Genomic DNA, 11,759 nt, shown 5'->3' on the forward strand with positions numbered 1-11,759 from the left:
AGCATTTCCGAAAATCGTCCCGACCAGACCGTATCGAGGGCCTGCAACGCGAACCTCGGCAACCTCCCCTCGGGTCGCGGGTTTTTCGCCCTTGTCGGCGCAATCACGAGACCAGCAGCACATGACAGGCCGCAACGTTGATCGGGTGCGTCGGATCCTCGTCGCACTGGCCATGATCGCCGCGCTGCTCGTGATGGGCGCTGCAGCTTTTCCCTTTTCTCTCGTCAAAGGTCCGATCACCGACCGGCTCGACGCCCGGCTGGGCACGCGCGTCGCAATCGGGGCAATCGAACGGCATCCCGCACTCTCCTTCACGCCGCCCCTCGTGCTGCACGGCGTGACAATCCGGCAACCGGCGTGGGCCGGGCCCGGCAACATGGCTCAGGCCCGGCGGCTGACCGTTCGTGTCGCTCTCCTGCGGCTGATGGAAGGGAGCAAACCGGCGGTCGAGCGTATTGGCGCAGAGGGCCTCGTACTGAATCTGGTACGCGACAGCCAGAAACGCGCAAACTGGCTGGGGCCGGGGCGTCAGCCACCCAAAGAAGGCGATCCCCGGTCCATCTGTGGACGCCCGCACGAACGCAAGCGGTATTTAGGAGATCAGGCACGTAGTCGAATGCTGCCATCTGTCCGGCCTCTGATGCAGCACCAGAGGCTGCGGGCCCGTGTGGGAGTTCGCGGACTGAAACCATATCACCCTAAGCGTGCTCGTGGCACGGTGGAAAGCCCTGGTTTTTCCAGCCCCGTCTCGCCGACTGTTGCGCCATACCCTCCTTCGACCGACTACGTCCTCCGACGACCCCTGGTCCGCTTTGGCTTACGCCGCAGCTGCGACCGGAGCTCTGTAATCCTCTTCGCTCATGAGCAATGCCCAGATGATCCGCGCAGTCTTGTTGGCAAGCGCGACGGTCACCAACATGCGCGGCTTCCTGGCCAGCATCTGCTCGAGCCATGACCCTACCGGAGCGCCTCGTTTGCTCGCCTGCAGCGCGACAGCGCTGCTACCGATGATGAGTAGACGCCTGAGTGTTCGCTCGCCCATCTTCGTGATTGAACCCAGCTTCTGTTTGCCTCCTGTCGACAGCTGCCGCGGCGCCAAGCCGAGCCATGCGGCAAAGTCCCGGCCCTTGGCGAAGGTCTCGGCCGGCGGCGCCAGTGCGGCAATGGCCGTGGCCGTGATCGGCCCGACGCCGGGGATCGTCATGAGCCGCCTGGCAATTGCATCCTCGCGTGCCCGCCGGGCGATCTCCTTGTCGAGATCACCAATCCTGTCGTTCAGTTCCTCCAGAAGATCCAGCATCGTGCGAAACGTCGTCTTGGCTGCCTCAGGAAGCAAAGAGCCAATCTCGTCTTCGAGCAGGTCACCAAGCATCGCAACGTGCGACGGCCCCTTTGGCGCCACCCAGCCATACTCAGTGAGATGCCCCCGGATCGCATTGATCAGTTGCGTACGCTGACGCACCAGCAGATCGCGGGGTCCGAAACACCAGCCCGGATGCCTGTTGCTCTTCGCTTTTGACCGCCACGAAGCGCATGTTCGGTCGCTGTGCCGCCTCGCAGATCGCCTCGGCATCTACCGCACATTTCTGGGCCGATAGGCGAATGTCCGGTCAGTAGCCAGGGTTGTAGGGATAGCCGACCCTCACACACCGTTGGCTGCCAACCAACATATGCCGTACGAGCCAGTGACGATAAATGGCCCCTCCTGCGAGGGGCCGACGTTCCCAAACAGTCCGAACAGACGGCTGGCGACGCAACGAACATTTTCTCTGGTCTAAGCGTGTCCCGGATCAGACTGATATGAAGAGGTGCACTGCGGCGCTCGCGCTGTCGAAGTCACCTCGTTTCGAATTTGAACCGCGTCGCGCCAGTTCCGAGCGCCTTGAAAAGGCTGCGTCCCCGCGAACTCATCGGGTTCGGAAGCTCCATGACGCGCCAGCGCGTCGGATCGAAGGCGAATGGGACGTAGAGTATCCTGTACCGCCGGGTGGTGTCGGCGGCGCACTCGGCGGCGATGCGCATCTCGTTCTGCGTGAATTCGAATTCGAAGGCGTCATCGAGGTTGGACTTCACCTCGTATCGCCATTCCACTTCCACCGTTTGGACCCGGAAGTCGAAGCCGAGTGCGTCGTCGCCGTCCCAATCAATCTCAAGCAGGCGCCTGTTCTCCGACACCCAGCAGCGGTCATTGAAACGCTCCTTGTGCTTCTCCGCCAGGAAGCGGCTTGCGAGGTACTCGCTTGCGAACCCCATCGCGGATTTAACGTCCTCGGTGAGCCGCTCGGGTCGTCGTCGCCTGCCGCTCTTGCCGCTTGTTCTCCCGCGGCGCGTCTCCGACTGCGCCTGCTCGACAAGGTTAAACCTCCGGCGGGAACGGGTCAGCCATTCCCCGTCCGCCATGCTCGCTTCCGCTAAGTCGGTCAGACTTCGGGCGAATTCTCTAGCGCGCGTGTCGAGCGGGATGCTTCCGAAGCTGATCGTCCGCCTCTCGGCTTCCACCTGGTCCTTGCGGTCCTGCTCCCGTTGCTTCTCGCCGCGGAGATCGTCTGGGTCGAGGCCGAGAGCGGTTGCATCGACGGTCTGTGGCATGCCTGCGGGCCAGCATTTCGCCCGGACGACCGTCGTCAACTCTCCGTCCGGTTCAACGGTTGCGAAATCGAGTAGGCCTTGCTGGTCGATCGTCTTGAGCACCGCGAGTGAGCCGTCGGTCCATGGATTGACCTGCTTCTCCCGGAAGCACCAGGCTCCCACGACCGGTGCGGCCGCGTCGATGAAGCGCGCAAGAGCACGTCTGGAACCAGCGCGGACCTGCTGGACGGGTTCGAGTTCGCGTTGGATGTCATCGCCAACAAGTTCGTCAAGACGCGCATCCAGAAGCGCCTGCACGTCGCCCTTATCCAGACGCTCGCGATCGAGGATCCAGTCTTCTTGGAACTCGAGGAAGTCGAGCGACCGGAGAGTTACATACCGGTCAAGTGTCGAGCCGCTTTGGAACTCCGGCAAAAACCGCCGACGCAGCCGCTCCAGCGCAGGCCCGGCGAGTTCACCCTTCCACGTCTCGAACAGGCGCCGCAGCTCGCCTTCGTTCGAGAGCGGCGGCCGGCCTAGCGCGATCAGCATCTCGTTGAGACGTTTGTAGTTCAGATCGAGGGCTCGCCGCACCTCTGCGAGGTCTGGGCGGGCCAGTTCGTCGAGCAGGGCGGTCGGCGGGATGGGAAGCCTGTCGGCGATGGCTTCCAGTGCTCGCAGAACCTGCGATCGCAATGCAGAGCTCCCGAGCGTCGCGCCGATCGACTGCGCCGTATCGAGATCGGTGATGCAAGCAATTACCGGCAGCAGTCGCCCGACGAGAAAGCCGCCATCCGTCCGCAGCGCGAGCGAATGCTCCTGCACGAGTTCCAGCTTGCAACCCAGAGCGCGCGCAAGCGCCTCGTCGCTCGGCCGTTGCCGAGGATCGAGGGACGCGCCACGTGCCGCGAGCCGGAGCAGAAGAATTTCGAGCGACCTCATGCGTCTATCGAGGAGGGTTGAGAGCGCCGGGGCAGCATCGGCAAGGACGGCCCAGCTGATATCCTGGTGATTTCCGATCACGAGCGTCGGCAGATCGTCGTCCGGCAGCGCGTAGAAGGGCAGCACATCCTCGACGGCGGCACCCGCAACGGACAGCTTGATCGTTCCGCATTGACGTAGGCGGATCCGCCGAAGCCGTTGATCTACCGTGGCGCTCGAGATCTGGCGCTCGAGGCCTTGGCCGAGGACCTCGTTCGCTAGGACCGCAGCTTCAGGTAGCCAGTCGAGCCCGTCGGCGACGAGCAGGGGGTCGGCGAGGGAGGCCACCATCGGTTCGTCTTCGACCAGAACACCGACCTGCTTGGGATCGATGCCCAGGACGTCGAAGCCGCCGCTGGCAGTCAGCCGATCGAGCGCAGCGCCGACATGCTCCGCCTCCGCCAGCTCGAGTACCGGTTGGCCGGCGGCGACGACCGCCTTGGTCTCGGCCTGCAGCGGGTCACCCGTGACGAACACGCGGGGCTTGGTGTCCGCGTTTCCATTAAGGACAGCGGGGCCAGCGGATGTGACCACAGCCAGCGGAATGGTCGCAGGCAGCGGAAGCTCCGACTTGCACATATCGGCCCAAGCGGCCTGGTAGGTCTTCCTGAAGGCGACGCGATCGCGAGGTTCGAGATTAGCAATGCCGCCAGCGAGGTCGGCGAGCCTTCTCACGGCCTCGTCCTTCCTCGACCAATCCCGCATTGCAACCGGCGTCGAGAACATCGCGGATGAGAGGTGCTTCTCCTCATCTATGAGTTCCGCGAGCCGTTCCCGAGGTCGATCCACGTAGCGTGGCGGGCGCTGCTTCCGCTCGGTGCTCCACCAAAGGCTGGATGGCCGTTCGAAGCGGCCGGTCTCTCCATCGACGGGCATCCAGCGTGCCAGGGCGATGAACGCTGCGGCAGGCGTGTGCAGGGTGCATTCGTTCTGTTCGGCGCCCCAGCGCTCGTATCTGCCCAGCTTCCAGCGCAACCATTGCTGATCTTCATTCGCGAGCTGGATCATGATTAGCTCCGCGAGTCGGTGCCGTGCCTCGGTCGGCAGCTTGCTGTGCTCTATTTGCCCGGGGATGCGCCACAGCTCGCCCTTGCGGGAGTAGTCGGTGAGCGGGTTTGGCAGATGACTCTTGGAATTGAGCGTGACCCAGGCGGCCGATCTTCCCAGCTTCACCGCCGGCGTGCTGCGGAAGGAGTTCCAGATGCAGATCGGCGTTCCGCTCATCGGCGCCTCCTCATCAGCTAGAAGCGGCAGGCCGTCCCGAACGCCCGCCGCGCGCAGGAATTCGATCCACTGCTTGCGGCCGCCCTCTAGCTTTGGAGCCCAGTCCGGCTCTTGGAGCAGCAACAGGTCAGCCGCACGCGCGCAGTCGAGAGACAGCGGCGCCGACTCGGAGAGGTAGGTCGACAGCTTTCGCCCTTCCGAAGTCCATCCCTCCGAGAATCTCGCCGAGCTGGCTGGTTGCCATCCGCTGCGTGTCTCGACGTGAAGATCAACCGCCTTGAGTATCTTTTCGGACTTCGGGCCTTCCGACCTCCAAACGTCGAACGCCCATTTCAGTGCGGCCTGCCGACGTTTAGGAGCAGGCTTGTCGCCGAACGTCGATTGCACGCTCTGCAGGGCATGCAGCGGATCGTAGCGGCGAAGGAGACCCGCCTTCAAGAAGTCCGAGACGACCTCGGGGGTCATCGCGATGGCATCGTTCAGGATCGCGAACTTGCTGGCCAAGGACGGGGGGGCAGCGGTGCACGATCCTTGTCACGGGAGCCCGTCGCATCGCGGACGAAGACTGGCGCTTGGCCGACGGAGGTCATCGCCTCGAGCAATCCGCGGTCCCGCGTCATGAAGATCGACTTGCTGGCCAGATTTCGGAGTGCGCTGACCGTGGGTAACGCCTTCCTGCATTCCTCGTAGAGGGTCGCCCAGGTGCGGAGCGCAGAGCCGTCCTCTTGGAGAGACTTTGCAACTCTTTCGATCCAGTCGGAGAGTTCCCGTTCGTCCGGCACCGAGCGAAGGTTCTCCGCACTCATCAGGCGGTGAAGTCGATCGAGGCGTTGGCTATCGAGACTGGGATCGGCGACGTCCTCTACGCCTGCTTTAACGAGGCGCCGGACGCGGAGCAGTTTGTAGCCCTGTTCCTGCCATATATACGCCGCTCGGAATGTAGTCCAGCTGTCCATGCTACCGGCAGTCGGGACGACATCGCGATCCCGCCAATCAAAGCCCGCCCGAAGCGACGCGCGGTGCAGGCGAGTCACGTCCTCAGGCGACCAGGCCGCCAGATCGAAGATTGGGTTGCGTCCGATCTCCTTCGAGATCGGTTTGAGTTCGGCGGCGGCGCGTATCGCGGTCTCGGCCAGTTCGTCGAGAAGGAACGCGTTGAGCGGGAGATCGAAGTTCGCGCGCCTGCGGTCGATCGAGGCGTAGAATGGCGCATCGACGTGGCCGCGGATGGGCGACGGCACTTCGGACGCCATCGGGAGAAAGTTGTAGGTTCGGCCGCCCTCCACGTCGCTACCAGAGAGGGATACGGCCACCGCTACCCGCGGTTCGCCTTGCCAATCGCGCCACCTTGCCAGTTGCGGTTCCTTCGCGATGCTCGCTTCGACCGACTGCAGCAGTCGGGTGCGATCAACCATCCTGCGGGCGATCAGGTAGCGCCTTGTGCCCGGACCGATGCTGACAATCTCGTAGCCGACTGGAGAAGTCTCGGCGGGTTTCGGCCGGTCGAGCACCCTGCGGGTGAGCGTCCTTCTTTTGACCAAGCCCGCCTCGTGGATTTCTATTGTCACGCTTGAGAGCCGGTCGAGGAACAGCAGCAACGGCACCTCAATGTCCGCGAGTGCATTGGCCTGCTCTCTTGCGACTGAGACGGCATTTTCGCTGCGGAGAGGGAGATGAACGACCGTAGCGAAGCCGTCCTTAGCGAACTGGCGGATCTTGTTCGACTGCGAACTGACCGGAACGGCAGCGAGGTATCTCGGAAGCACCTGAGCGACGCGTTCGGCGATCTCGACATCGGCGATCTGCTCCGTCTGCGCCTGTATCTCGTCGCGCCGCGCGAACCGGAAGCAGAAGCCGTCGAACGCATCGGAGGGCTTCGCGACAGGCTGCGAATAGATGTGCGGGTCTTCGGTGAGTGTTTCGACGCTGCGGAATCCGAGACCCTTGTTGCCGATGCCCTCGCCGACCGACTTGCTTGAGACCCCGACGTTGCGGATCGCGTTCACATTTTCCCAGCTGAAACCTTTGCCCATGTTGGCCACGAAGAGGTCTGCTTCCTTGGGTCCGTCGATCACAAGCTTGAGGAGTACGGCGCCGGCGTCGCCTTCCACGTGTGCATCGTGCGCGTTCTGCACGAGTTCGAAGATTACCCGGTCGCCATACTCGCCGCCGATCACCTCGCTGACGTTGCGAAGGCTCTCGTAGGTGAGAAGGCCGGACTGTGCGGCGTCGACGGCGTTTCGCAGCTGGGCAACGAAAGTGTCATTCAGCTTTTGATCTGGCGATTTGCCGGCATCGTCTTCAGGCGAGCGGGGCATGTTCGTCACGAACTGCAGGTCTGATCCCTTGGTCTGACCTCTATATTGCATGTATTCCCCCCGGTCCACGGCATGGCGTCTCGATCTCGCAAAATACTTAAGATCGTCAGATACTTATCCCTGCTTCGGCTTTGCCTTATACAGTATGCTGTCAAAGAGCGGCCGGTCCATCTCAAGTCCATCTAGCGCAGCGGTAAGAGGCGCCAGCGCCTCACTCCAGTCCTTGCTCTCCCATGCGGACGCCACGCGTTCCGCAGTCAGCGTCACGGAGCGGAAGAATATCCCCTTTCCTTCGTGAAGCCATCCGGCCTTGGTCAACGGGTCAATCTGGTTGCCGATGGTCTTTGCGAATACATTCCAAGCCGATTTTCCCCCAAACCAACTATGCTCTGGCGAAAATCGGAAACCAAATTCGGTCTGGCCAGAGCCAAATAAGTCGGCAACCTCGTACGAGTTAGTGGTGGCCTCGTCGCGGTAGCCTAAGCTGAAGCGCGCGAACGGTAAATCCTCCCCTTCCTTCCACGCGTCTGGCCAGAGCACGATGTCCGTCAGGGAATCGGAGCCATCTGAGTCCCCCTGCCAGTTTTTACGCTCCATCCACTCTTTCACCAGATCGCCTACCGCCGCCCTGATAACAGGGTCGACGTTTTCTTCGAAGAAAATGCTAGCTTGGTTGAACAGTGCCAAATCACTCAGAATAGCCACTCCGGCCCTGATGAAGTCGTCTTTAGCCATTAATCAATCCTAAAGGTTGGAAACGTGGTTGGCGAACGACGTCGCGAGGAAACTCGGTATTGGAGCAAGGGCGCGCGCCGCCTCGCGAAGCGAGGCTCCTAATTGAGACCACGACAGCGCGACTACTCGGTTGACTAGATGCCCTGCAGTCGCCGCTGGCCGACCTCCCGCAGTCAAGTAAACGACTGCCCAGGGCCGCGCACCTCCGGTCCGCGCGGCTGCGATGGCACAATAGCGTTCCAACTGGCGATTTTGGTCGGGAGCGTCGATTTTTACTTCGATCACCAGAAAGAAAGCTGTATCATCGACTTGGATGTCCACTCGGTTCGCGCGGTCGCCATCCGGGCACTGCTCAACAGATACCAAGCAGCCAGGCGATGGAATTTCGGGGAAACTATCGGTGAGCTTCGTGGCTACCCGCGCTAGAAGATTCTTTAAGATCGCGTCGCCGCAACCGTGGTTGCCCCGGGGATCCAAGAACCAGCGCAGTACCGAAGCGTTACGCACTTCGTCCCGTCGCAGCGCCGCAGCAGCCCACGGATCGGAGAGTAGGCCAGAGCCATCGAGCGATCCAAAGGGTTCGCGCGCGTTGTCCAGAAGGTTGGCGATTGCAGCTGATGCAGGCGGCTTGGAATCGGCGGCGGTTTCATAAGGATTTTCGAGCGCAAGGCCACGAAGAATGTTTAGTAGCCGGGGAAGTCTAGCTGCGATCCGACTCTCGTCTTTGGCGAAGCAGCCTCTGAGACCGCTCATCAAAGCTGTCAGCGCAGACGGATCGGGAATGGATGGTTTCATACCGGACACAAGGCATAGACCACGGTTCGACACTCATCAGTTGCGGGCCGGAACTGAATGAGCGTTCGGAATTAAGGCCGTCGAGGCGACTTTACCGTCTCCATGGGTCAGTGCCCCTGCGAGACTGGTTACGACAAGCTGAAGCGGTTCAAAGTAGTGCCCTACAACCATAAGCGGAGGGCACTACCATATCCCGGGATTCGACGGTGGAAGCGAAGGCTTCGCTCGCTCCGCGCTAACGGCGCCGCGCAATTGCATTCGGCACTTGCGCCAGCACAAACCGAGATGCCATCGCAATGACGCCATCGACGCCGCCAGGAACAAGGCTCAGGCGCTTATTCCTTGCCGCGGCGCCATAAAGCGTAGGACCGTGTTCCTGAGGTAATGGGCTACACCAGCTATCCATATTCGTAACCTTCGACTTGGAGGGGGGAGCGGGATTCGAACCCGCGACCCCAACGTTGGAAGCGGTATGCTCTACCGCTGCGGCACACAACGAGCCGCGGTCGACTTTATCACAGCAAACCAATCCGCGTAGTCAAAATCAGAATGGATAACCGACTGGCAAGTCATAGGCCAAAAGCCATCGTTCGGCTGAGCCACAGAGAACCGCGGCTTCGTCCCAACCTCCGTCCTAACCGGACTGACGGCTCACAGGCGCGTTAATTTCCTGACTGAACGACTTGGATGGGCGCATCGCTGCGTTGCGGGGAGGGTCACGCCCCCCATTGCCGTCACCGTCAAGTGCTGACATATCCTGATCGCTGTTTCGATAGCAGGATCATGATTTTGGACGAGAGCGAGGGTTTTCGGCTCTGGAAGCGCATCCGATTAATCGGGGTCTTGATTGTGGTGGTCGGGACGTTGGTTAGTTTTCTTGGCCAGACGCTCGGACTTTGGGGCAACTAAGCCCCCTCAATTGGATCTGCTAGATCGGACACCCAGAGCACCTATCGTAGAGGCCTGCAAAATTTCGTGCCCGGCTATGCGGAATGTCGGCTCACTGGCGCATCAAATCGCCCCTGGAGCGACCGACAAGGGCGCAAGCAGGCTGGTCGCACATGCCCATTGCGGACCTCGCTGGTTTGCGCCAGTTTTCAATGATGATCGCTGCCGCCCTATTCTTCGCCGCTGCCACCCCAGTGCAATCGTGCGAATTGGAGAATATTACTTCTGCTCGGGAATTGCACGATGTGCTCGCGCATCGTGCAGTCGAACTCATTGCTGCTGCGCCCGCCATGACCGGTTCTGACTTAGGTCCTCGGTTGGCACGCTTGCTCGATAGTGCCGCCGAATTCAGTCTCGGAGGAGGAGACGTTGGAAGGCCTCTCGGAAGCGGAATTTCTGGAGCGAAGGCCCTGGCGGCTAAGATGAAAGCGACCGAGTTTAGGTTTCTCGGTTGGGATTACATGGATGCTCCGACGCAGGGGTGTGGGGAACACGCGGTTTCAGTAGAATTCATTGACGCCGCCGACCGCTGGGTTTCGCAAGTTCAATTCAAGTTCAAAGGTGGCCGAGTTATCGAAGCAAAAGGTTGGCAGCACTCCTTCAAGTTCGGCCCATTACCGGTCCAGCCTCCGAGCAAGAGCGGTGCCTAGCCACCCATCCCAGCATCTGATCGATCTGGTCGATAAGCGTAACCGGACAGGCGGCTCTCTGGATTGTCAAATCCCGTCCTGAGCGACCGACGAGGGCGCGCATCGGCCATCATGATCAAAGCCGCCAAAAATCCGTAACCGGAATTAGATTCTGTCGCAGGGGAGCCAATGGTGGCTCAGCTCGGTCGACTAAGCTTTCGCTGTCGTTGGACAGAGAATGCGGTCCATGCAGTGCAAGTTAGCAACACAAAAGGCACACCGAGGCCGGGGAAAACTTGGCCAATGCCGAAAGCCACCATCGCGACAAAAAGCGCAACCACGACATAAACCCAAACTGGAAGCATGAATCGTCTCCCTAACCCTGCTGCGGAATAATTATCTCTTTTTCGTCATGGCGGCAACGCCCGCCCCCACAAGCAAGGAATACATACCTACCCCAAGAATTTACGGCAGGTTTCAGGCGTGCACAGGGAGGTCTCAAACGACCAGCTTGGGCGCATCTATAGGTTGACGGCACATGCTCCCTTGCAGACATTCACACAACGGTTGTATCGCTGGCAAATGGACGGACCAGTTGCCCCTCTTGTTGTAGGCATCTTGATCGCCGGGCGGACAATCTTTGCCCTGTTTAGCGGATCAGCTTCAGCGAGCAACAGCGGCCTTCTGCGCAAGGATGCGCCGGCGACCTACTGGTTTATCGTCGGGCTAAGCTCGATCAGCTCGATCTTTCTATTCGCGACAGCTTATGCCAAGCTGCAGTGATTCTGACGCATCTGCGCCTTCGAACGCTCGGACGCCGCATGGGCTTAACCAAGTCGCAATGGGGCAGGCTCACCGGAATTTGCTATTATTCCTGCGGAACGGAAGCTAGCCATCCATCCTGGCAACTGGCCGATCGGGAAGGCAAGCGTAACCCAACTGACGGCTTCTTGCGGCGCGTGACAGAATTTCAGCACGCATCCCATCAGCGACACTTGTTGGCGGGAAATCAGCATCCCGGTAGCCGTTATGAATTTGCCGCATTAGATTACCCGCATGATCGAAGCACAACAGGGCATCTGCAAGCGCTACGGCGCTGATTTCACGCCCCCAGAAGATAGCTGTGTGGTTGGCATCTCTGACAGCGCTCTGTGTGGAGAAATGCCGCTCCACGGCCTGCGCCATCCGTTTGAGAAAGGCTCAACAGGCTGGTTCATTTGGTCGGGCGATTATTCGAACGCAGACGATTTCTTCAAGCCTGTACATCTCTATCATCTGCAAGAAGATTGCCCGGCCGCTCTGCCGTATCTAGCACTACCTCCGGGGTGGAGGTTCTTGATCGCGCCGGAATATGAAGATGTGTGGTCCGATAGTAGCCTGCTGAACATTTGAAGTGGCGGTTCCGCGATCCAGCACCCACCCCGGCTGCTAACGAACGTGCCCGGCAAGGGAACCGGAATAACCGCTGTTCGGCGCGCCAAATCGTTCCTCAAACGACCGACTAGGGCGCGAAGCCGCCCCAAGCTGTCAAATAGTTGGCCTTGCGACCAGCCCAACGGCG

At 60.7% G+C, this 11,759-nt stretch carries 8 protein-coding genes and 1 pseudogene; 3 read left to right on the forward strand and 6 right to left on the reverse strand.

Translation table 11 applies throughout. The features are described 5' to 3' along the window. Window positions 1–103 precede the first annotated feature (103 nt). From MTR62_RS05620 to MTR62_RS05645, 6 genes and pseudogenes are all read right to left on the reverse strand, one after another. Window positions 104–298 carry a hypothetical protein gene (locus tag MTR62_RS05620; protein WP_244017835.1) on the reverse strand — a complete coding sequence of 65 codons (195 nt, stop codon included), beginning with the start codon at window positions 296–298 and terminating at the stop codon, window positions 104–106. 519 nt (window positions 299–817) lie between these two features. Then, a pseudogene (locus MTR62_RS05625) lies at window positions 818–1,580 on the reverse strand (IS110 family RNA-guided transposase); the annotation flags it as partial. Window positions 1,581–1,836: 256 nt separating this feature from the next. Continuing rightward, window positions 1,837–5,277, reverse strand: coding sequence for a DUF3883 domain-containing protein (locus tag MTR62_RS05630; protein WP_244017837.1), 3,441 nt, complete (start codon window positions 5,275–5,277; stop codon window positions 1,837–1,839). Beyond that, window positions 5,253–7,091, reverse strand: a complete 1,839-nt coding sequence (locus MTR62_RS05635) for a sacsin N-terminal ATP-binding-like domain-containing protein (RefSeq protein WP_407672611.1) — start codon at window positions 7,089–7,091, stop codon at window positions 5,253–5,255. The genes MTR62_RS05630 and MTR62_RS05635 overlap by 25 nt, the downstream gene beginning before the upstream one ends. A gap of 114 nt (window positions 7,092–7,205) precedes the next feature. Beyond that, the gene (locus tag MTR62_RS05640; RefSeq protein ID WP_244017841.1) at window positions 7,206–7,826 is read right to left on the reverse strand and encodes a hypothetical protein; all 621 of its coding nucleotides are present in this window, start codon (window positions 7,824–7,826) and stop codon (window positions 7,206–7,208) included. 9 nt (window positions 7,827–7,835) lie between these two features. Then, on the reverse strand, window positions 7,836–8,621 hold the full coding sequence (locus MTR62_RS05645) for a PDDEXK-like family protein (protein WP_244017843.1): 786 nt from the start codon (window positions 8,619–8,621) through the stop codon (window positions 7,836–7,838). A 1,061-nt stretch (window positions 8,622–9,682) separates the two neighbouring features. On the opposite strand from MTR62_RS05645, the gene MTR62_RS05650 reads away from it, so the two are divergent. The 3 genes from MTR62_RS05650 (at window position 9,683) to MTR62_RS05660 (ending at window position 11,590) form a co-directional block, all read left to right on the forward strand. Continuing rightward, window positions 9,683–10,219, forward strand: coding sequence for a hypothetical protein (locus MTR62_RS05650; RefSeq protein ID WP_244017845.1), 537 nt, complete (start codon window positions 9,683–9,685; stop codon window positions 10,217–10,219). A gap of 525 nt (window positions 10,220–10,744) precedes the next feature. Then, a complete protein-coding gene (locus MTR62_RS05655) occupies window positions 10,745–10,981 on the forward strand; it encodes a hypothetical protein (RefSeq protein WP_244017847.1) in 237 nt (78 codons plus the stop codon). 273 nt (window positions 10,982–11,254) lie between these two features. Further along, window positions 11,255–11,590 (forward strand): immunity protein Imm33 domain-containing protein, encoded by a 336-nt coding sequence (locus tag MTR62_RS05660; RefSeq protein WP_244017849.1) that lies wholly within the window; start codon window positions 11,255–11,257, stop codon window positions 11,588–11,590. Window positions 11,591–11,759 lie beyond the last annotated feature (169 nt).

It is taken from the genome of Novosphingobium organovorum, from assembly GCF_022832435.1.
GTDB classification, from domain to species: Bacteria; Pseudomonadota; Alphaproteobacteria; order Sphingomonadales; family Sphingomonadaceae; genus Novosphingobium; species Novosphingobium organovorum.

Bases quoted from the DNA above. Each gene is read 5' to 3' on its own strand.
- MTR62_RS05620 (WP_244017835.1), bottom strand. From the start codon at position 298: ATGCCGTTCGATTGCCCCGATTGCGACGCGCGTGCCCAGCCGGGCGTC.
- MTR62_RS05635 (WP_407672611.1), bottom strand. From the start codon at position 7,091: ATGCCCCGCTCGCCTGAAGACGATGCCGGCAAATCGCCAGATCAAAAG.
- MTR62_RS05640 (WP_244017841.1), bottom strand. From the start codon at position 7,826: ATGGCTAAAGACGACTTCATCAGGGCCGGAGTGGCTATTCTGAGTGAT.
- MTR62_RS05645 (WP_244017843.1), bottom strand. From the start codon at position 8,621: ATGAAACCATCCATTCCCGATCCGTCTGCGCTGACAGCTTTGATGAGC.
- MTR62_RS05650 (WP_244017845.1), top strand. From the start codon at position 9,683: ATGCCCATTGCGGACCTCGCTGGTTTGCGCCAGTTTTCAATGATGATC.
- MTR62_RS05660 (WP_244017849.1), top strand. From the start codon at position 11,255: ATGATCGAAGCACAACAGGGCATCTGCAAGCGCTACGGCGCTGATTTC.